The 19,587-nt window shown below is 65.4% G+C and carries 18 protein-coding genes and 4 tRNA genes; 1 reads left to right on the top strand and 21 read right to left on the bottom strand.

Annotated features, from left to right (window positions below):
* Window positions 1–13: 13 nt before the first annotated feature.
* The 3 genes from ACTQWE_RS02500 to ACTQWE_RS02490 form a co-directional block, all read right to left on the bottom strand.
* Window positions 14–89, bottom strand: a tRNA-Ala gene (locus ACTQWE_RS02500).
* A 109-nt stretch (window positions 90–198) separates the two neighbouring features.
* A tRNA-Ile gene (locus tag ACTQWE_RS02495) sits at window positions 199–274 on the bottom strand.
* Window positions 275–321: 47 nt separating this feature from the next.
* A tRNA-Ala gene (locus tag ACTQWE_RS02490) sits at window positions 322–397 on the bottom strand.
* Window positions 398–604: 207 nt separating this feature from the next.
* Here ACTQWE_RS02490 and ACTQWE_RS02485 point away from each other — a divergent pair.
* Window positions 605–982, top strand: a complete 378-nt coding sequence (locus ACTQWE_RS02485) for a hypothetical protein (RefSeq protein WP_170104126.1) — start codon at window positions 605–607, stop codon at window positions 980–982.
* Window positions 983–1,256: 274 nt separating this feature from the next.
* Here the strand turns inward: ACTQWE_RS02485 and ACTQWE_RS02480 are convergent.
* The 18 genes from ACTQWE_RS02480 to ACTQWE_RS02395 form a co-directional block, all read right to left on the bottom strand.
* Window positions 1,257–1,331 (bottom strand) — tRNA-Val (locus ACTQWE_RS02480).
* Between the two features lie 172 nt (window positions 1,332–1,503).
* On the bottom strand, window positions 1,504–2,526 hold the full coding sequence (locus tag ACTQWE_RS02475; protein ID WP_441855366.1) for an alpha-hydroxy-acid oxidizing protein: 1,023 nt from the start codon (window positions 2,524–2,526) through the stop codon (window positions 1,504–1,506).
* A 93-nt stretch (window positions 2,527–2,619) separates the two neighbouring features.
* Window positions 2,620–4,341 (bottom strand): proline--tRNA ligase, encoded by a 1,722-nt coding sequence (locus ACTQWE_RS02470; protein ID WP_441855368.1) that lies wholly within the window; start codon window positions 4,339–4,341, stop codon window positions 2,620–2,622.
* A gap of 63 nt (window positions 4,342–4,404) precedes the next feature.
* Window positions 4,405–5,523 (bottom strand): flavodoxin-dependent (E)-4-hydroxy-3-methylbut-2-enyl-diphosphate synthase, encoded by a 1,119-nt coding sequence (gene ispG / locus ACTQWE_RS02465; RefSeq protein WP_441855370.1) that lies wholly within the window; start codon window positions 5,521–5,523, stop codon window positions 4,405–4,407.
* A gap of 27 nt (window positions 5,524–5,550) precedes the next feature.
* Window positions 5,551–6,927, bottom strand: coding sequence for a site-2 protease family protein (locus ACTQWE_RS02460; protein WP_441855372.1), 1,377 nt, complete (start codon window positions 6,925–6,927; stop codon window positions 5,551–5,553).
* A complete protein-coding gene (gene dxr, locus ACTQWE_RS02455; protein WP_441921232.1) occupies window positions 6,918–8,117 on the bottom strand; it encodes a 1-deoxy-D-xylulose-5-phosphate reductoisomerase in 1,200 nt (399 codons plus the stop codon). Before dxr ends, ACTQWE_RS02460 begins: the two co-directional genes overlap by 10 nt.
* Window positions 8,114–9,121, bottom strand: a complete 1,008-nt coding sequence (locus ACTQWE_RS02450) for a phosphatidate cytidylyltransferase (protein ID WP_235927338.1) — start codon at window positions 9,119–9,121, stop codon at window positions 8,114–8,116. Before ACTQWE_RS02450 ends, dxr begins: the two co-directional genes overlap by 4 nt.
* A gap of 5 nt (window positions 9,122–9,126) precedes the next feature.
* Entirely contained in the window at window positions 9,127–9,912 is a 786-nt protein-coding gene (locus ACTQWE_RS02445; protein WP_441855376.1) for an isoprenyl transferase, read from the bottom strand.
* Window position 9,913: 1 nt separating this feature from the next.
* Window positions 9,914–10,459, bottom strand: coding sequence for a ribosome recycling factor (gene frr / locus ACTQWE_RS02440; RefSeq protein ID WP_090846467.1), 546 nt, complete (start codon window positions 10,457–10,459; stop codon window positions 9,914–9,916).
* Window positions 10,460–10,468: 9 nt separating this feature from the next.
* A complete protein-coding gene (gene pyrH, locus ACTQWE_RS02435; protein ID WP_441855378.1) occupies window positions 10,469–11,188 on the bottom strand; it encodes a UMP kinase in 720 nt (239 codons plus the stop codon).
* 168 nt (window positions 11,189–11,356) lie between these two features.
* Complete coding sequence (tsf, locus tag ACTQWE_RS02430; protein WP_441855380.1) at window positions 11,357–12,226, bottom strand: translation elongation factor Ts; 870 nt, start codon at window positions 12,224–12,226, stop codon at window positions 11,357–11,359.
* A gap of 48 nt (window positions 12,227–12,274) precedes the next feature.
* Window positions 12,275–13,030, bottom strand: a complete 756-nt coding sequence (gene rpsB / locus ACTQWE_RS02425) for a 30S ribosomal protein S2 (protein WP_170104118.1) — start codon at window positions 13,028–13,030, stop codon at window positions 12,275–12,277.
* A gap of 283 nt (window positions 13,031–13,313) precedes the next feature.
* Complete coding sequence (xerA, locus tag ACTQWE_RS02420; protein ID WP_441855383.1) at window positions 13,314–14,291, bottom strand: site-specific tyrosine recombinase/integron integrase; 978 nt, start codon at window positions 14,289–14,291, stop codon at window positions 13,314–13,316.
* On the bottom strand, window positions 14,254–15,582 hold the full coding sequence (gene trmFO / locus ACTQWE_RS02415; RefSeq protein WP_441855385.1) for a methylenetetrahydrofolate--tRNA-(uracil(54)-C(5))-methyltransferase (FADH(2)-oxidizing) TrmFO: 1,329 nt from the start codon (window positions 15,580–15,582) through the stop codon (window positions 14,254–14,256). The genes xerA and trmFO overlap by 38 nt, the downstream gene beginning before the upstream one ends.
* 25 nt (window positions 15,583–15,607) lie before the next feature.
* Window positions 15,608–16,501, bottom strand: coding sequence for a DNA-processing protein DprA (locus tag ACTQWE_RS02410; RefSeq protein WP_441855386.1), 894 nt, complete (start codon window positions 16,499–16,501; stop codon window positions 15,608–15,610).
* A 3-nt stretch (window positions 16,502–16,504) separates the two neighbouring features.
* Window positions 16,505–17,989: a YifB family Mg chelatase-like AAA ATPase gene (locus ACTQWE_RS02405; RefSeq protein ID WP_170104113.1), complete on the bottom strand. Its 1,485-nt coding sequence runs from the start codon at window positions 17,987–17,989 to the stop codon at window positions 16,505–16,507.
* Window positions 17,989–18,567: a YraN family protein gene (locus ACTQWE_RS02400; RefSeq protein WP_441855387.1), complete on the bottom strand. Its 579-nt coding sequence runs from the start codon at window positions 18,565–18,567 to the stop codon at window positions 17,989–17,991. Before ACTQWE_RS02400 ends, ACTQWE_RS02405 begins: the two co-directional genes overlap by 1 nt.
* Window positions 18,568–18,734: 167 nt before the next feature.
* On the bottom strand, window positions 18,735–19,523 hold the full coding sequence (locus ACTQWE_RS02395) for a ribonuclease HII (protein WP_170104109.1): 789 nt from the start codon (window positions 19,521–19,523) through the stop codon (window positions 18,735–18,737).
* Between the last annotated feature and the right edge of the window lie 64 nt (window positions 19,524–19,587).

Genomic DNA, 19,587 nt, shown 5'->3' with positions numbered 1-19,587 from the left:
CCCAGAGTCTACGTGGTGGAGAATAGGGGATTCGAACCCCTGACCTCATGACTGCCAGTCATGCGCTCTCCCAACTGAGCTAATTCCCCGTTCGTTGGTGCGAGAGATATATTACCAAAACGCGGACTTGAGTCAACGGAAAAGTTTTGACAATTTCCGACAACAAAAAAGGGACCCCCGAGGGGGTCCCGTCGCATGTGGTGGGCCCAGAGAGATTCGAACTCCCAACCCAGGGATTATGAGTCCCCTGCGCTAACCGTTGCGCCATAGGCCCGGAAACTGGAAAGGGCGGCGACCACAGCCGCCGCCCCAGAGTCTACGTGGTGGAGAATAGGGGATTCGAACCCCTGACCTCATGACTGCCAGTCATGCGCTCTCCCAACTGAGCTAATTCCCCGTTCGTTGGTGCGAGAGATATAGTACCAAAGTCACCAAGGCGGTCAAGCGAGAATCTTCAAACCGCCCGACTGGCTCCGCAGTTGTGAACTTCCTCCACAAAACGCTAAACTTCACTCTATTGGGAACCAAGACAGAGGGGGACTCTCCCCCGTCACGCAGCGCGGACGCCCAGGCGCCCGCCCACAAACCCGAAACGGAGACCCACATGAACGACGCGTGCAAGAAGCTCAAGATCGTATGCATCATCTCACTCATCGTCGGCGTGCTCGCGACCGCATCCGCAGTCGCCCTCGTCGTCGTGAACCACCTCAACCCGCGCGCATACGTCGGGCTGCTTGACGGCGTGCTCTGCGCCTACATGGGCTTCCAGTGCGCCCGCAAGATCAACGTGCCCTCCAACGCCAGGCAGATCCGCAACATGAGCTCCGTCATGGTGCTCGTGATGTTCTTCTGCGCGGCGTACATCCTCGTCGCGCCCCAGAAGTCCCTTGCCGAGATCTTCATCGGCTCCACCTGCGTCGTGATGGCGCTTCTCGTCTTCGTGCTCGCCAAGAAGGTCGTCACGATCCTGGACGCAAAGTAGGGCCTCCGCACGCTCGCGGCCGCGTCACGCGGCGCAGCCCCCGCCCGGAGCCCACGCACTTCTCCCCCAAGGCACTTGCCAGAAATCAGCCGCGCCCGCTTGGAACTTCCAGGCGGGCGCGGCCTTCTTTGTGCCGATAGCCACGCCATGCCCGCGCGTCGTGGGACGGGCGCGACGGCTGGCGCGATGTTCCGCCCGGAGCCCTCGTACCGCCCCCGCGTTGGCTGCGTAGAAAAAAGGCCGAACGGTCAACCCGTCCGGCCCTCGTATCCAATGGTGGGCGATGCTGGATTTGAACCAGCGACCCCTTCCGTGTGAAGGAAGTGCTCTACCCCTGAGCTAATCGCCCTCAGTGCGGTAGCTATAGTATCAGAAGACGGCGGCTTGTAAAGCCGAGAAGTGCAATCAATCACAAAATTGTTTGCGGAGTTTTAGGCTCACGTGCGTTTACCTGCGGCAATCCAGAAGGCGTGCCTCAAAAAATCTTCTGCCCGAGGGGAAGTCGCTTCCCGAAGGCCAAGTCACGCGAGCACGTCGGCGTCGATGTCCTCCACCGTGCGCGCGCCGCACATCTCCATCGTGTCCCTGAGTTCGCGCGCGAGCTGCGCGAAGTAGTCGGACACGCCCTCCGCCCCAGCTCCGTACGTCACGACGGCAAACGGCCTGCACACGAGGCATGCGTTTGCGCCAAGCGCCAGCGCGCGGAACACGTCGAGGCCGGATCGTATGCCCCCGTCCACGAGGATCTTGAGGTCGTCGCCGACCTCCCGGGCTATCGAGGGCAGGACCTCGGCCGTCGCGGGGACGCCGTCCTGCACGCGGCCGCCGTGGTTGCTCACCACTATGGCGTCCGCGCCCGCCTCCGCCGCCTTGCGTGCGGCGCGCACGCCCATGATGCCCTTCAGCACGAACGGCGTCCCGTGCGCGTGGCAGGCGTCCGCCACCCGTCGCAGCTCCGTCACGGACTTCGGCCCCGCGGGCGGCTGGAAGCCCTTCAGGAACGGGAGCCCCGCCGCGTCGATGTCCATCGCCACGGCCACGGGGCGCGCCGCGAACGCGAGCTCGAGCTTCCGCATCACGGTCTCGAGGTTCCACGGCTTGATGGTGGGAATGCCGCACCCGCCGAGCTCGCCGATGTCGTGCACCGCGGACTCGTGGATCGCGGCGACCATCCCGTCGCCCGTCCACGCGAGCGAGCCGGCCTTCGCCGCCGCGTGCAGTATGCAGGAGTTGTAGTCCTCCATCTCCCACTTGTCCCCGTAGTGGAGCTTCACGTCGCCCAGGGGGCCGACCATGACGGGAACGGAGAGCCTCCTGCCGAAGAGCTCCACGGACGTGTCGGCGTCGTACGCCTCGTGTATCGTGTCCATGCGCACCCGCACGTCCTGCCACGCCGCGTAGTTTCGGGCGGCGACCGTCCCGGTGCCCTTCGAGCCGGGGCCCGGCATGTGAGACCCGCACGCCCGGCCGTCGCAGACGGGACACGCCTTGCACCACTGGCCCATGCTCCCGCGTGCCGCAGCGGCCAGCTCCTTGTATTCCATGCTCTTCTCCCCCTGCCTCTGCCTGTTGTCATACGCGAGGCGGCCCTCCCCCTCTGGGTCGGGCCGCCTGGGCACTTCCTTGGTGCGATGCGCCTACGCGCGCTCCGCCTTGACCCTCTGGGCCAGGAGCCGCGCCACGTCCTCAATCGCGACCTCCGTGCGCTCGCCCGTCGCACGGACCTTGAGCTCGACGTTGCCGTTCTTTACGGCCTTCTTGCCGCAGACCACCTGGAACGGCATGCCCATGAGGTCGGCGTCGTTGAACTTGACGCCCGGGCGCTCCTTGCGGTCGTCCACCATCACGTCGACGCCAAGCTCCAGAAGCTCGCGCGCGACCTTGTCCGCCACGGGCCACACGAGCTCGTCGTGCACGTCCAGCGGGATGACCTCGACCTCGTACGGAGCGACGCTCACCGGCCAGATGATGCCGTGCTCGTCGTGGTGCTGCTCCACGATCGCCTGCAGCGTGCGGCTGATGCCGATGCCGTAACAGCCCATGATGAGGGGCTTCTCCACGCCGTCCTCGTCCATGAACGTGGCGCCCATGGCCTTGGAGTACTTCGTGCCGAGCTGGAACACCTGCGAGACCTCGATGCCGCGGGCCTCCTTCAGGGGGGCGCCGCACTTGGGGCAGCGGTCGCCCGCCTTCGCCGTGACGACGTCTACCCACGCGTCGTCCGCGATCTTGAAGTCGCGGCCGGGGTGTGCGTGCACGAAGTGGAAGTCCGCCTCGTTCGCGCCGATGGTCCACCACTCGGACGGGCGCAGCGACTCGTCGAAGAACACGCGCACGCCCTCGGGCAGGCCAACCGGGCCGATGAAGCCCTTAACGAGGCCGTACTCCTTCAGCTCTTCGTCGCTCATCAGGTGGTACGCGCCAAACGCGTGCTCCGCCTTCACGTCGTTCAGCTCGTGGTCGCCGGGGACGAAGCAGACGACGGGCCTGCCATCTCCGTCCACGAGCGCGAGCGCCTTGCGGGTCGCCGCCGCGGGGATGTGGAGATAAGCCGAGACGTCGTCGATGGTGCCGATCCCCGGGGTCGAGACCTTCTCCATGTCGCCCGGCTCGCCGTCGACCACGGTCACGCCGGCGGTCGCGGCCTCGGTGTCCGCCGCGAACCCGCAGTCGTCGCAGTACACGAGGGCCGCCTCGCCGGCGTCGGCGAGCGCCATGAACTCGACGGACGTGTCGCCGCCGATCTGGCCGGAGTCTGCGACCACGGGGAGCGCCCTCAGGCCCACGCGCTCGCAGATCCTGGCGTACGCGGCCTTCTCCTGGTCGTAGCACTCCTGCAGGGACTCCTGCGTCGCGCTGAACGAGTATGCGTCCTTCATGATGAACTCGCGTCCGCGCATGAGGCCGAAGCGGGGCCTGCGCTCGTCGCGGAACTTGTCCTGCATCTGGTAGAGCGTGACGGGCAGCTGCTTGTAGCTGCGGAGCTCGTTGCGCACCAGGTCCGTAAACGTCTCCTCGTGCGTGGGGCCGAGCGCGTACTCGTGCTCGTAGCGGTCGCTCAGGCGCATGAGCTCGGGTCCGTAGTCGTTCCAACGGCCGCTCTGGTGCCACAGCTCGCCGTCCGTCAGGATGGGCACCTGCATCTCCTGCGCGTCGATGGCCTCCATCTCGTCGCGGATGATGTCCTCGATCTTGTTGATGGAGCGCCACGCGAGCGGCAGGTAGCTGTACAGGCCCACCGCGCCGCGGCGGATCATGCCCGCGCGAAGCAGCAGCCTGTGGCTTGCGAGCTCCGCCTCCCTGGGGTCCTCCTTGAGGGTCGGAGCGTAGAGCTTCGACATCTGCATGTACTTTCTCAACGTGCTTCCTTCCAAGTCACTGCCAGCCGACGCCTGAGTCGGCAAGAACACTAGCGGTATATTCTACGCGTCCTTCTCGCCCGCGTCGCTCTCGATCGCGTCCCCGTAGCGGGCCTCTATCTCGCGGAAGAGCTCGTCCACGATCTGGTCCTCGGGGACGTTGCGGATCTTCTCGCCGTTGCGGAACAGCACGCCCTGGCCGCGGCCGCACGCAATGCCGAGGTCCGCGTCGCGCGACTCGCCGGGCCCGTTGACGACGCATCCCATGACCGCGACGGAGATGGGGGCCTTTACCTGCGCAAGGCGCCTTGAGACCTCGTCCGCCATGCCGATGAGGTTCACCTGGCAGCGCCCGCACGTGGGACAGCTCACCAGCTCGGGGTGCAGGCGCCGCATGCCGAGCGAGGACAGCAGGTCCCAGGCGACGTTGACCTCCTCCACGGGGTCGGCCGTGAGCGAGAGGCGCATGGTGTCGCCTATGCCCTGCTCCAGCAAGATGCCGACGCCCACGCAGTTCTTGACCGTGCCTTGGCGCAGCGTGCCGGCCTCAGTTACGCCCACGTGCAGCGGCACCGTGGGCAGCTCGCGTGAGAGCATGCGGTACGTCTGGAGCGTGATGGGGACGGAGTGCGCCTTCGCGGAGAGCACGATGTCGTCGAAGCCGCGCTCGCGGAAGTGCTCGACGTAGGAAGAGGCGGACGCGACGAGCTTCTGCGGCAGCGTGAGGTCCTGGCGCGCGTCGACCTTCGGGTCGAGCGAGCCTGCGTTCACGCCGATGCGGATGGGAATGCCCTGGCTTCCCGCCTCGTCGATCACGGCATCCACGCGGTCGAACGAACCGATGTTGCCGGGGTTGATGCGAAGCGCCGAAGCGCCGCGGCGCGCCGCCCCTATGGCGAGCCGATGGTCGAAGTGGATGTCCGCTACCACGGGAAGCGGGCTCTGGGCGCAGATCTCGCCAAAGCCGTCGAGCGCCGCCGCGTTTGGGACGGCGACGCGGATGATCTCGCACCCCGCCTTCGCGAGGCCCTCGATCTGCGCGAGCGTGGACGCGGGGTCGTCCGTCTTCGTGGTGCACATGGACTGCACCGACACGGGCGCCCCGCCGCCGACGGCGACGTTTCCCACGTGGACCTGGTGCGTGAGCTCGCGCGCCGGACGCGCGTCGTTCTCGTCACTCATACAAACCCCCTATCGGCCCCTGCGACGTCAGCCCAGGACAAGGCGGACGACGTCGTTCTTGAGGGCGAACACGAAGATGAACAGGAAGAACGCAAGGCCGACGTAGCTGATGTACGCCTGAACCCTGACGGAGAGCTGCCTGCGGATCACAAGCTGCACGATCTCTATCAGGATCTTGCCGCCGTCGAGCGGCGGGATGGGAAGCAGGTTCATGAAGCCAAGCGACATCGACACCATCGCGATGAAGAGGAGAAGGTCGTTCACGCCGCTCGACGCCGCCTGGCTGGCCGCGGCGGAGATGCCGACCACGGACGAGGCCGAGCCGAGCGTCTCCATGGTGTGCTGCGGCATGATGAGCCTCACCGCAAAGCCGGCGACCTCCTGCCCGTAGCGCACGGCGGAGTATGCCGCGTCCGCGAGGCTCAGGTGCACGCGACGCGTGAGCGCCCCGACGCCGAGCGCGCCCAGGCGCTTGCCGCCCGTCCTCACGACGGCCTCGTGCGAGGAGCCGCCGCGCTCGTAGGTAACCTTGAAGTCCTCGCCGGTCTTGAGCGCCGCGTCTATGGCGGAGGCGAGGGTGTTCCAGTCGCTGCACGACCTTTCGCCGACGCTCGTTACAACGTCCCCCGCCCTGAGGCCCGCCGCCTGGGCGGCCGAGCCCCTCGTGACGGCACCGAGCCGGTTTGAGTTGACCGCGACTTCGACGCCGACGAGTGAGAGGCTCGCTGTCACGACGAGAAACGCGAGCACGACGTTCACGAGCGGGCCCGCGAGCAGCGTGAAGACCCGTTTGAGGAAGCCCTTCCCCAGGTAGGTGCGGCTCTTCTCGCCCTCAAGCGCCTTGGCCGGGTCTTCGAGCGGTCGCGGGGCGCCCGCCTCGGTCGTGCCCGGAAGCGAGAAGTCGTGGCCCCGATCGTACTCCGTCAGCATGTTGGCGTCGCGGCGGAGGGTCTCGAAGGCCTCGGGCAGGGTTGCCTGCGACGGCGCCTCGCCCTTCTCGGCATCGTAGTACGGGCGGATGGCGGCCCAGTCCGCAAGCGTCGCGAGCATGTCGTATGCGCGGTCGGCGTCCACCCCGAGCTCCGCTGCGACGTCCGTGGCGAGCACGCGGCCCTCGCGTTGCACCATGCCGAAGCAGGCGGGCAGCAGCTCGTCGTGCGTGCCCTCCATGCCGCAGATGCGCGTGTAGCCGCCAAGCAGGATGGGCGTTACGCCGAACTCCGTGCCGTACGTGCGGGACTTGCACGCCAGGTGGTGGCGGCACGGCATTCCCAGGTAGAACTCCGTCACTCGCATGCCGCAGGCGCGGGCCGCGAGGAAGTGGCCGCCCTCGTGCAGAAACACGAGGAGCGACAGCACGACCACGCCCCAGAACACGGCGGACACGACGCCCATCAACGGCATGCCCCGTCCAGGTAGGACGCGGCGAGCTCGCGGGAGCGCGCGTCGACCTCCTCGAGCTGCGGCAGGGACTCCACGGGGGCGACCTCGGTCTTGCCCATCACGTGGGCGACCGTCGCCTCAACGTCCAGGAAGCCGCAGCGGCCCTGCCTGAACGCGAGGTTCGCCACCTCGTTCGCCGCGTTCATGGCGCACGGCATGGTGCCGCCCGCACGGCCCGCCTCCTTCGCGAGCCTGAGGCAGCCGAACGCGTCCTCGTCCGCGCGGCCGAACGTGAAGTCCGGCGCCGCGCAGTAGTCCACGCGGGGCGCGGGAGTCTCCCAGCGCTCTGGGTAGCTGAGCGCGTATTGGATGGGTATGCGCATGTCGGAGGGGCCGAGCTGGGCCTTCACGACGCCGTCCTCGAACTCGACCATGGAATGCACCATGCTCTGCGGGTGCACGAGCACGTTGACCATGTCGACGGGGACGTCGAACAGGTGGTGCGCCTCGAGCACCTCGAGCCCCTTGTTCATGAGCGTCGCGGAGTCGATCGTGATCTTGGCGCCCATGGCCCACGTTGGGTGCTTGAGGGCCATGGTAGCGCTCACGTGGGAAAGCTCCTCTCGGCCCATGCCGTAGAACGGGCCGCCGGAGCACGTGAGCCAGATACGGTGGACGTCGGAGCGGTGCTCCCCCACCAGGCACTGGTAGATGGCGCTGTGCTCCGAGTCGACCGGGATGAGGCGGCCGGGGCGCACGAGCGGCATGAGGAGGTCGCCGCCGACGACGAGCGACTCCTTGTTCGCGTACATGAGGGCCTTGCCGGCCCTGAGCGCGGCGTAGCCAGCGTATATGCCCGCAAAGCCCACGACCGCGTCCACGACGCTGTCTACGTCCTCGGCCGACGCGACGCGCATGAGGCCCTCCTGGCCGAAGCTCACCTCACAGGACGCCGGGAGCTCGGCAAGGGCCGGGTCGTCCCGGTGCGCCTCGTTCGCGATCACGACGTGCGCGCAGCCAAACTCCCGCGCCGCCCTCACGGCGAACGCCACGGAGTCGTTCACTGCCACGGCGACGACGCGCAGGCGGTCGGCGTGCTTGCGGCAGACGTCGAGCGTCTGCGTGCCGATCGACCCCGAGGCGCCCAGGACCGCGACGCGCTGCGGCTCGCGCCGCGTGACGCCGGACTTGAAGTCCTCGAATATGCTCACAGGATTCCTCCCAGCCTGAGCAGCAGGAACGCAGTCATGCCGCCAAAGAGGAGCGAGTCCGACCTGTCGAGCATGCCGCCGTGGCCCGGCATGAGGTTGCCGGAGTCCTTCACGCCGACGCCGCGCTTGATGCGCGACTCGAACAGGTCGCCCGCAACGGCGGCCGCGTCGACCAGCACGCCGCACACGATGGCGTACGGCAGGTTGATGTTGTAGATGCCGAGCGCGAACACCACGACCCACACGGCGACGCTGCCGACCATGCCGCCCCAGAAGCCCTCGACGCTCTTGTTGGGAGAGATCCTGGGCGCTAGCTTGTGCTTGCCGAACTTCGACCCCACGAAGTACGCGCACGAGTCGCTGAGCCAGATGGAGCCCATGACCGCAAAGGTGAGAAGGGCGCCCCTCCAGCCCGGGAAGGCGTCGCGGATGATCACGATGCTCGAGAACGCGAGCGACGTGTAGATGGGCCCGAACACCGTGAGCGCCACGTCGCCCATGTTCGCACGCGGCGTCGAGACATACCACAGCGCGCACACCACGAGCAGCGCGAAGATGACGAAGAACTCCGAGTCCGATATGTTCGAGAGCGGCGCGAACGGGAAGATGACTGCGAACGCGAGCGCTATGACGTCGTTTGGCATCCTGCCGCTGCGGCGGGACATCTTCAGGAACTCCGAGCAGCACAAGAACGCCATCACCGCGATGAGGATCGCCGTGGGCCACGTGCCCAGAAACAGGCACGCGACCGTTCCGATCGCGTAGATCGCGCCGGAGACGATGCGCATGGTCATGGTGGACGGGTGCTTTCCGCCGTCCTTCCGGCCGGCATCCTCGGCCTTCTCCGCCGCGGCCGCAGGCTTCGCGCCAGACGCGGCCTCCTGCTCCTTCTCCGGCGCCGCCGAGCCCTCCTGCTCATCAGCTCGCCGCGACGTCGTGCCCTCCGTCAGCGGGGCGTCGCCCGTCTGGGTCTCCACGTTCTTCTCGCCCTTGTTGTCACCCATGTCGCTCACTTGCCCGTAACACCTCCAAAGCGCCGGTTCCTGCCCTGGAAGGAACGAACGGCCCTCAAGTACTCCCAGCGGTCGAAGTCCGGCCACAGGGTGTCGGTCACATAGAACTCCGTGTATGCCAGCTGCCACAGCAGGTAGTTGGAGAGCCTGAGCTCGCCCGAGGTCCTGATGAGCAGGTCGGGGTCAGGCATGCCCGCCGTGTAGAGCCTGGACGAGAAGAGCTCCTCGTCCACGTCGTCGGCAGACATCCTGCCTTCGGCAACGTCCCGCGCGATGCCCCTGCACGCGCGCACGATCTCCGCGCGGGACCCGTAGTTCACCGCGAGCGCGAACGTCATGCCGTCGTGGTCAGACGTCTCGTCGAGGCCCTCCTGGAACACGGCGCGCGTCTCGTCCGGAAGACGCGTCAGGTCGCCCAGGAAGCGCAGGCGCACGTTCTCCTGGTGGAAGAGCGGCAGCTCCTTCAGGAGGGTCGTCGCGAACAGGTGCATCAGGAGGTTGACCTCCTTCTGCGGGCGCTTCCAGTTCTCGGTCGAGAACGCGTACACGGAAAGCGCGTCCACGCCGAGCCGCACGCTTGTCGTGACGGTCTCGCGCAGCGAGTCGACGCCCGCGACATGTCCCTGCGAGCGGTCGAGCCCGCGCGCCTGTGCCCAGCGGCCGTTGCCGTCCATGATGATGGAGACGTGCCTGGGCACGCGCTCGAGGTCGACGTCCGCGAGCGATATGTCCTCGGGTGCGTCCGCGTAGTACGCGGCGAGCTTGTCCAAGTCTCGTGTCAAGCTAGATCTCCATAACCTCGGAGGTCTTCTCCTTCAGCATGGAGTCGACCTTCGCGACGAACTCGTCCGTGACCTTCTGGATCTGCTTCTTCTCGCGGTTCACGTCGTCCTCGGAGAGCTCCTCGTCCTTCTCGGCGGCGTGTATCGCGTCGCGGCGGGCGTTCCTGATGGCGACGCGCGCCTCCTCCGCGTACTTGTTGCAGTCCTTCACGAGCTCCTTGCGGCGCTCCTCCGTCGGCTTCGGGAACGGCAGGCGGATGGAGACGCCGTCGTTGCCGGGGGTGATGCCCAGGTCGGAGGCCTCGATGGCCTTCTCGATCGCCTTGAGCGCCGTCTTGTCCCACGGCTCGATCACGAGCATTGAGGCCTCGGGGACCTTCACGCCCGCAAGCTGCGTGATGGGCGTGGGCTGCCCGTAGTACTCGACGCTGATGCCGTCGAGTACGTGCGCGTTCGCGCGCCCCGTGCGGACCTTGCTGAAGTTGAACTTCAACGCGTCGATCGCCTTGTCCATGCTCTTCTTCGCGGAATCGGTAAAGGTGCTCATTTCGCTCTCCTATTCGTCTACGACGGTCGTTCCAACGTGCTCGCCGCGAAGCGCCCTGTCAAATACTCCGTCCTCATCGAGGTTGAACACCATGATGGGCATGTGGTTGTCATGGCAGAGTGCCGTCGCGGTCGCGTCCATAACGTGGAGGTCCCTGTTGAGGACGTCCATGTACGTGATGGTGTCGAACTTCTTCGCATCCGGGTTCTTCATGGGGTCGGAGTCGTAGATGCCGTCGACCTTCGTCGCCTTCATCAGGATCTCCGCACCGATCTCGCACGCGCGCAGCGCCGCGGCGGTGTCCGTCGTGAAGTACGGGTTGCCGGTGCCCGCGGCAAAGATCGTGATGCGACCCTTCTCCAGGTGCCTGATGGCGCGGCGCCTGATGTAGGTCTCGGAGACCTGGTGCATCTCGATCGCGCTCATGACCCTGCATACCATCCCGTTACGCTCGAAGGTATCCTGCAGCGCAAGCGAGTTGATCACGGTCGCGAGCATGCCCATGTTGTCGCCCTGGGCCCTGTCCATGCCTGCGGCCGCGCCGGAAAGCCCCCTGAATATGTTGCCGCCGCCCACGACGACCGCGATCTGCATTCCCGCGACGTATGCGGGCTTGAGCTCCTCCGCGATCTTCTGCGGAACGTCGGGGTCGATTCCAAACTCCTTCGACCCCATGAGGGCCTCGCCAGAGAGCTTCAGAAGCACGCGCTTGAACTTGTAGTCGGACAATCCAGGCCTCCAGTCACTTGGGGAAGACTAAAAAGCTGTTCGTTCACGCTCATAAGATTCTAGCAAAGCGCGAGAAGAACCACCCAACCAATAGGCAAGCAGTCCCTGGCGCCATATAAAAGGAGCCGGTGCTTGGCACCGGCTCCACAGAAAACACTCTGTACGTGGCTACTCGCCGAAGGAGAAGCGCACGAAGCTGACGACCTTGACGTCGTCGCCGAGGCTCTTGGAGACCTTCGCGGCGAGCTCGTTGATCGTGACGCCGGACTCCTTGATGGACTCCTGCTCGGTCAGGCAGTTCTCCTTGTAGAACTTCTCGAGCTTGCCGAGGGCGATCTTCTCCTGGATGAACTCCGGCTTGCCGGACTCGGCGGCCTGAGCCATGTAGATGCTCTTCTCGTGCTCAAGAACGTCTGCGGAGACGTCCTCGCGGCGCGCGGAGACGGGGTTAGATGCAGCGACCTGCATCGCAACGTCGTGGGCAAAGTTCTTGAATTCGTCGGCAGCGGCGGTCTCGGGCTTCGCGAACTCGAAGGTGACGATGTCGGCCAGCTTGCCGTTGTGGTGCACGTACTTCGCAAGGGCGCCGTTCTCGACGGAGACGCGCTTGAAGCGGGCGACCTTCATGTTCTCGCCGATGACGTGAATCATCTCGGTGAGCTCGTCGGCGACGGTGCTCTCGCCCATCTTGCATGCCTTGAGCGCCTCGTCGTCAGCGGGGTCGTTCTCGACGACGACCTTGGCAAGCTCGTTGGCGAAGCCGGTGAACTTGGGGTTGGTGCCGACGAAGTCGGTCTCGCAGGTGAGCTCGAGAAGAGCGCCCGTCTTTCCGTCCTCGGAGATGTAGGCGGCGACGGTGCCCTCGTTCGTCTCGCGGCCAGCGCGCTTGACGGCCTTGGCAACGCCCATCTTGCGGAGAACGTCGACGGCCTTGTCGATGTCGCCATCAGCCTCGACGAGGGCCTTCTTGCACTCCATCATGGGGGAGTCGGTCATCTCGCGCAGCTGCTTGACGAGGGCGGCGGTAATCTTTGCCATGTTGCCCCTCCTTTGGGGTTGAAATCCTATAGAGCTTGTGACCTTGGGCTACTCGGCAGCGGGGGTCTCTACCGCAGGGGTCGTCTCGCCGGCAGCCATCTCCTGCTCGGTGATCTGCTCCTTGCCGGAACCAGCCAGAACGGCGTCGGCAACGAGCTCGCACATGAGGTTGACGGAGCGAATCGCGTCGTCGTTCGCGGGGATGCCGTAGTCGACGACGTCGGGGTCGGAGTTGGTGTCGAGAAGGGCGACGACCGGGATGTGCAGGCGGTTTGCCTCGCGGATGGCGATCTCCTCGCGCTTGCTGTCCACGACGAACAGGGCCTGCGGCAGGGCGTGCAGGTCACGGGCGCCACCGAGGTTGCGCTGGAGCTTCTCGAGCTCCTTGCTCAGGACAGCCTGCTCCTTCTTGGGGAGAAGAGCCATGCGGCCGTCCTCGACCATGGCCTCGAGCTCCTCCAGGCGATCGATGCGGGAGCGCATGGTCACGAAGTTGGTCAGCATGCCGCCGAGCCAACGCTGGTTGATGTAGGGCATGCCGCAGCGCTCGGCCTGGGTCGCGATGGGCTCCTGGGCCTGCTTCTTGGTGCCGACGAACAGGACGCGGCCACCCTTGGCAGCGGTGTCCTTCAGGAAGGTGTATGCCTTGTCCGCGTCGAGCACGGTCTGCTTGAGGTCGAGGATGTAGATGCCGTTGCGCTCGCCGAAGATGTAGGGCTTCATCTTCGGGTTCCAGCGACGCGTCTGGTGGCCATAGTGGCAGCCAGCCTCGAGCAGGGTGCGGATGTTGATCTTAACAGCCATTCTGAAAACCTCCATTGGTTGGTCCTCCGTGTGATATCAACCCCGTGCTAACCACCTAAGGCGCGGCTGTCGCCTTAGGCACCGTGGTCGACGAGTCGTCACACGTGTGAATTTATGCCGTGCGATCGCACAGCGAGAAAAAATTATAACAGCGGGAGAGCCGATTTTCCACGACGTGAAAAAATCGTATCAGCTCCACAAGTCGCGCCGCAACCCTCGGCATGGGCGGCGGCACCGCTTTTCTCGAACGCCCCACGCCCGTTTTCCGTGACATCCGTCACCTTCACTCTCCCCGCGGGTGGGCCTGCCGAGCCGCCGCCTTCATCCTATCGATCGTGAGGTGGGTGTAGATCTGCGTCGTCGAGAGGTCGGCATGCCCAAGAAGCGTCTGGACGCTTCTCAGGTCGGCACCGCCAGAGAGGAGCTCCGTGGCATACGTGTGCCTCATCGCATGCGGCGTGACCCTCCTGTCGATGCCCGCCGCCGTCGCCCTTCTCTCGAACACGGTCCTAAGCGCGTCCGCGGACATCCTATTGCCACGGGTGGAAAGAAAGAGGGCCTCTTCACGCGTGAGGCTTTTCGCGGCAAGCGCGGGCCTCGCCTCAGACACGTAGGACCCGACCCTTTCCGCCGCGAGGTCGTATATCGGGACGATGCGGGTCTTGGACCCCTTTCCCTCGAGCCTCACCTGCCTCTGGTCGAGGTCAACGTCCCCGAGGTCGAGCTTCGACACCTCGGAAATCCTCGCCCCGGTCGCGTACAGGAGCTCCAGGAATGCCCTGTCCCTCACGTCCTTCGCATCCCGTCCGTCACAAGCCCCCAGAAGCCTCTCGGCCTCCTCCTCGGTAAGCGTCCTAGGGAGCGTCTTGGCCCTCTTCGGGCTCACGATCGCCGCCGCAGCGTCCTCCGTCGTCACGCCCTCCTCCACAAGCCACCTGTAGAGGTCCCGTACCGAGGAGAGCCTCCTGTTCATGGTCGCCGTCGAGTACCTCGCGCGGCTCATCTCGGCAAGGTAGCCCCTCAGCTCGGAGTGCGTAACGTGGAACGGGTCGACGTGACGCCTTTCCGCCCAGTCGAGATATGCCCGAAGGTCTCCCGAATAGGCCCTTACCGTGTTGTCCGAAAGCCTCTCGACTCCCCCTATGTGCCTGAGGAACCGCCCGACGCACGAACGGAACCTCTCGAGCTCCCCTCCTGCGGTCGCCATGGTGACGCGCGTTCCGCTATCGGAAGGCTTCGAAGAGGTCGCGACGCGACTCAAGGTACCCTTCCAGGTCGACGGTCGCCCGGTCTGCGTATGCCTGATACCGCTCCCTCTTCTTGCGTCGCCCGCCCTCAAGCGGCGGAACGAGTCCGAAGTTCACGTGCATCGGCTGGTACGGCCTGGTATCGGGGTTCGTGGCGTACGCGACGAGCGATCCGAGCGCACCCGTCCTCGGAAGATCGACCTCCTCGATGCCGGTGATGTCCGCATATGTGTTGAGGGCGGCGAGCAGCCCCGATGCGATTGCCTCGGTGTACCCCTCTGTACCGGTAATCTGCCCCGCAAGCCTTGTCTGCGTTCCGGGGATCCTGAACGTATGGTCGAGCACCCTCGGGGCGTCGACGAACGAGTTCCTGTGCATGACCCCATACCTGAAGAACTCGGCGTTCTCGAGGCCCGGAATCATGCGGAACACGCGCTTCTGCTCTCCCCACGTCAGATTCGTCTGGAATCCAACGAGGTTGTATGCGGTCAGGTCGGCGTTCTCCGCCCTGAGCTGCACCGCCGCCCACGGTCGCCTGCCGGAGCGGGGGTCGGTCAGTCCCACTGGCTTCAGGGCGCCGAACCTGAGCGAGTCCCTGCCCGTCCTGGCGACCTCTTCGACGGGTTGGCACGCACTGAAGAGGTCGCTCTGCTCGAACTCCTTGGAGACGACGCGCTTCGCGGAAACGAGCTCTTCGTAGAAGCTCTCATACTCCTCGCGGGTCATCGGGCAGTTAAGGTAGTCGCCCCTACCCTGTTCGTCGTAGCGCGACTGCGAGAACACGACTCCCCTGTCCAGCGACTCCGCGTCGACGATCGGCGCCGCGGCATCATAGAACGAGAGGGACTCTCCGCCGACCTTTGCGGCGATCGATGCGAAGAGTGCGTCTCCGCAGAGCGGGCCCGCGGCTATGACGCACGGTCCTTCCGGAATCTCCTCGACGACGCGACGCTCCACGGTGATGTTCGGGCTCTCGTCGATCGCGTGACCCACGAGCGCGGAGAACCGCCCGCGGTCTACGGCGAGGGCCCCTCCGGCCGGCACGGCGGATTCCTTCGCAAGGCGGATGAGCCTAGACCCCATCTTCTCGAGCTCCTCCTTCAGGAGCCCCGCCGCACTCTCGTGCCTCATTGACTTGAGGGAGTTCGAGCAGACGAGTTCGGCGAAGCCGTCGGTGTGGTGAGCGGCCGTGCTTGCCACGGGACGCTGCTCGACGAGTGTCACGGAAACCCCCCGATCCGCAAGCTGCAGCGCGCACTCACTGCCGGCTAGTCCCCCACCGACCACGACAACACTCTTCGACAACGTGCACTCCTCTCGACAGCCATTCTCAGGGACCCATTCTATCCGAAGCGCGGAGGAGCTCGGCCGTGGGCGAGTATCTTCCGTCCGGGAGCCGGACGATCATCCCCCGCGCCTCGTAGTCACTCAGCGTGCCCAGAATCGTGATGACGCTCTCGCCCAGCCTGTTCGCCAGCTCGTCCGCCCTCGTCGGGGATGCCACGAGGGCGGAGAGGACGCGGCCTCGCTCAGAATGCGAGCCGTCCGCGCAAAGCCTCAGCTTGTCGTAATCCAGCGCGATGCACATCTCTAGGTCTCGCTCAGAGCACACGATGCTCGCACCGTCCGAGATGAGCTCGTTCGTCCCAACGGACTGGGGCGAGTAGATCGACCCAGGTATCGCATACAGCCTCCTCCCCATGGCTGATGCTGCTTCCGCCGTGCTCATGGTCCCAGACCTCACGCCGGCCTCCACGACGAGCGTGGAATCGGAGATTGCGGCGATGATCCTGTTTCTCTTCGGGAACGCGTATCTCCGAGGAGGCGCGCCCCACCTCTCGAGGGATATCACCGCGCCCCTCGATATAGCGCCCTCGAACACGTCCCGAGACGATTGCGGATAGACGACGTCGGCGCCGCATCCGCATACGACCACAGTCGTGCCCCCCGACGCCTGCGCCGCCCTCAGCGCCGCCGCATCGCAGCCGAGGGCTCCCCCCGAGACGACTACGAGCCCGCTCTCCGCCGCGATTCTCCCGGCCATCTCGGCCGTGGCGACCCCGTAGGGGGAGGCGCGCCTCGATCCGACGATTGCGATGCCCGCGTCCATCAGAACCTCTGCGGCACCGATGCCGTAGAGGCGCTCGGGAGGGTCGGAGAGGTCCTCTAGTCGCCTCGGATACTCCTCTTCACCCCGTCTCAGCTCGAAGGACTTCCCCCTCATTCCTCATCCCCTCCTATCCCTGTACGCACACGCCTCCAGCACGTCCTCCCTTGACACCGTGTCTCCCTGCCGAACGTCCGCTATCGTTCTCGCCACCCTAGCGACGCGCACGATCGACCTGCCGCCGAACCCAAGGCTTCTGGCCATCGACTCCAGCACCGAGGCCGCCTCCTCCCCCAATGCCAGGCCATCGAGCCCCTCCTCGTCCTCAGGGCCAAGCCTGGACTCCCTCCAGGATCTGAACTCCCGCGCCCCAAGCACGAGTTCGCGCATCTGCGCCGAGCTCATGCCGCGCTCACCCTCCACGACCTTTCTGGAATCGGGACGCGCAACGAAGATGTGTACGTCTATGCGGTCCTTCAGGGGACCTCCCACCCTCGCCTGGTACTGCTCAACCTTTGCCGGGGCGCACGTGCATGCGTGCGCCGGGTCTCCGAGGTATCCGCAGGGACAGGGGTTGGCTGCCGCGAGAAACGTGAAGTCGCAGGGAAACCTGTACAGTCCGTCCGCACGCACCAGCCTCACCACGTGTTCCTCGAATGGCTGCCTCAGCGACTGCAGCACGTTGGTTGAGAACTCCGGCAGTTCGTCGAGGAACAGCACGCCATGGTGCGCAAGGGTGACCTCCCCGGGACGCACGGGGCTGCCGCCCCCGATCATTCCCGCCTGCGATATCGAGTGATGGGGAGCCCTGAATGGCCTTGCGCCGTTGTCCTGGCATCCGCCCGCACGTCCAGCAACAGACCCTATCAAGGCCACCTCCTCGGCCTCCTCAGGCGTCAACGGGGGAAGAATGGTCGGAAGCCGACGCGCGAGCATGGATTTTCCCGCGCCGGGAGGTCCGACCATGAGCAGACCGTGCCCTCCCGCAGCGGATATCACGAGCGCGCGCTTCGCCGCCTCCTGGTCGAGCACGTCCTCATAGTCGAGATCCGGACACCCCGCCTGGGCTTCGCGCCTCTCTCCCCGTCCGCCCGCCTCGAGGCTTCCTACCCCTCGGCGCAGGTCCTCGAGCCGTTCGATGTTGAGGACCCCCTCGCCAAGGCCATCGTAGGATGACGCAGGGCAGACGAGGGTCTTTCCCGTTCTCTCGGCGAGCCTCCGATAGGCCACGAGCCCTCTTACGGCACTTACCGAGCCGTCAAGCGCAAGCTCCCCCACGAACATGCAATCCTCGAGTCCCCTCGTCGGAATCTGCCCCGTCACCGCGAGCATGGCAACTGCGAGCGGCAGGTCGAAGCCCGTCCCCGACTTCTTGAGCTCCCCTGGCGACAGGTTCACCGTGAACCTCAGCCTAGACACGGTGAATCCGGAGGCCTTTATGGCGCACCTCACCCTGGCACGCGCCTCCAGGACGCTTCCGTCCGGCATCCCGACGATAGACATGCCCGGAATCCCCGCCGACGTGGCGATCTCCACGTCCACCGGCAGTGCCTCGATGCCCCTGAGAGTCGCCGACGCGACGCTCAGGGATCCGCCGGCGCCCATCAGTCGTCAGCCTCATAGGCGCCGATGAGATGCCTGAGCTTCGCAGAGTGCTCCGCGACTATCTTGATTGCGATCACGTCGAACCTTACTTGGTGAAACTGTGTGGAGACGCTGAGGAACGTTTCCGCAATGCCGCGATACCTTTTCTGCTTCTCGCCTTTCACGGCAAGCTCTGGCATGCCGTCGTCTTCCTTGCCGAGCGAAAGTCGCGTCTTGACCTCGACGAGCACGCACACGTCATTGCCGTCTTCGTCTTGCTGGGTGGCGACTATGTCGGCCTCGCCCATCTTGCACATCCAGTTTCGGGAGATGATCCTGTATCCGTGATTCTGGAGGTAGCAGCACGCTATGTGCTCGCCCATGTCGCCGATCTCACGGGCGCTCATCTCCATGAGTGGTTTGCGGGCCGGGCTCTCCCCTCCCTGGTACCCGCCCGTGCCCGCACACCGAGCCTGCTCCTCTAGGCCTTCGGGCGCATAGCCCCCGTCAGCCGCTGCGCAAGACTCTTCTGGAACCGACGCAGGCTGCCCCTTCCCGTAGACGTCTTCGCCATCCTGATAGAACTCGTTGTCGCACATGCATCCTCCCGTCCTCGCCAAATGGGACCAAGAGGTTCTCATGCGCGGCTCGCAGCTAGCTGCCGCACGTCTTTCGGAAGACTTTGCTAACGCCGCCGTCTCGTCCCGAAAGCCCGTTCATCGCAGGCACGCGAACGGAACGTCGATTCAGGCGATTCTACTTTTGATTAGAAGAGAGAGGGGGTCTCCAAGAAGTTTCCACAGAACGACACCCTATGGATGGGACTCAGGCCGATTTGCCTGATAGCCTCGATGTGCGCCGCCGACCCGTATCCCTTGCACTCCGCAAGGTGGTACTCTGGATACTCCGCGTCGTATGCCACCATGATGGCGTCTCTCGTGACCTTCGCGACGATGGAGGCAGCCGCGATGCATGCGACGCGCGCGTCGCCCTTGACCAGGGTCTTCTCCCTTGGGTGAACGTGCACGGGGTTTCCGTCTATGAGCACGCAGTCTGGGTCGACGCCCGTGTCCTCGATCGCGTTTGCCATGGCCATCCTGAGCGCGGATGACATGCCCACCGCGTCTATGGACGCAGGCTCTATGTGCGCGATGCCAATTGCCGTCGCGACCTCGGCGATCTGAGCCGCAAGCGCCTCCCTCCGGGCAGGGGTGAGCTGCTTCGAGTCGTTCAGGCCCCATATTCTGGGGTTCGCTGGCAGCGCGACCGCACACACCGTGAGGGGCCCAGCGATGGCTCCCCTTCCCACCTCGTCTACGCCCAGGACGACGCCATCTCCCCCAAGCTCGTGCTGGAGGTCGTACATGGCACTCACGCGGTCTCGCTCGGCCGCCTCTCGGTCACGGCGCCTCCTTGCCACGGCCACGGCATGCTGCACCTGCTTTCGCGGGTCGTCGCCATAGCGTTCCAACAGGCCGTCTATCTCGTCGAGCCCGGCATCGGAAAGCCGTGCGGCAACCTCGCGCGCACTGGCGGGATGAACTCTTTCGCTCATGGCAGCTCCTAAAAAAAGAGCGACACCCCTCGGGGTGCCGCTCAATGCGTGCGACTGAGAAACC

The sequence above is a fragment of the Parafannyhessea sp. LCP19S3_B1 genome, from assembly GCF_052121955.1.
Lineage (GTDB): Bacteria > Actinomycetota > Coriobacteriia > Coriobacteriales > Atopobiaceae > Parafannyhessea.
This window is presented reverse-complemented; position numbering and strand designations above follow the sequence as displayed.

What these genes read in the sequence shown, in the direction of transcription:
- ACTQWE_RS02485 (WP_170104126.1), top strand. Translation starts at nt 605, where the DNA reads ATGAACGACGCGTGCAAGAAGCTCAAGATCGTATGCATCATCTCACTC.
- ACTQWE_RS02475 (WP_441855366.1), bottom strand. Translation starts at nt 2,526, where the DNA reads ATGGAATACAAGGAGCTGGCCGCTGCGGCACGCGGGAGCATGGGCCAG.
- ispG (WP_441855370.1), bottom strand. Translation starts at nt 5,523, where the DNA reads ATGAGTGACGAGAACGACGCGCGTCCGGCGCGCGAGCTCACGCACCAG.
- ACTQWE_RS02460 (WP_441855372.1), bottom strand. Translation starts at nt 6,927, where the DNA reads ATGCCGTTGATGGGCGTCGTGTCCGCCGTGTTCTGGGGCGTGGTCGTG.
- ACTQWE_RS02450 (WP_235927338.1), bottom strand. Translation starts at nt 9,121, where the DNA reads ATGGGTGACAACAAGGGCGAGAAGAACGTGGAGACCCAGACGGGCGAC.
- frr (WP_090846467.1), bottom strand. Translation starts at nt 10,459, where the DNA reads ATGAGCACCTTTACCGATTCCGCGAAGAAGAGCATGGACAAGGCGATC.
- tsf (WP_441855380.1), bottom strand. Translation starts at nt 12,226, where the DNA reads ATGGCAAAGATTACCGCCGCCCTCGTCAAGCAGCTGCGCGAGATGACC.
- rpsB (WP_170104118.1), bottom strand. Translation starts at nt 13,030, where the DNA reads ATGGCTGTTAAGATCAACATCCGCACCCTGCTCGAGGCTGGCTGCCAC.
- ACTQWE_RS02410 (WP_441855386.1), bottom strand. Translation starts at nt 16,501, where the DNA reads ATGAGGGGGAAGTCCTTCGAGCTGAGACGGGGTGAAGAGGAGTATCCG.
- ACTQWE_RS02405 (WP_170104113.1), bottom strand. Translation starts at nt 17,989, where the DNA reads ATGGGCGCCGGCGGATCCCTGAGCGTCGCGTCGGCGACTCTCAGGGGC.
- ACTQWE_RS02400 (WP_441855387.1), bottom strand. Translation starts at nt 18,567, where the DNA reads ATGTGCGACAACGAGTTCTATCAGGATGGCGAAGACGTCTACGGGAAG.
- ACTQWE_RS02395 (WP_170104109.1), bottom strand. Translation starts at nt 19,523, where the DNA reads ATGAGCGAAAGAGTTCATCCCGCCAGTGCGCGCGAGGTTGCCGCACGG.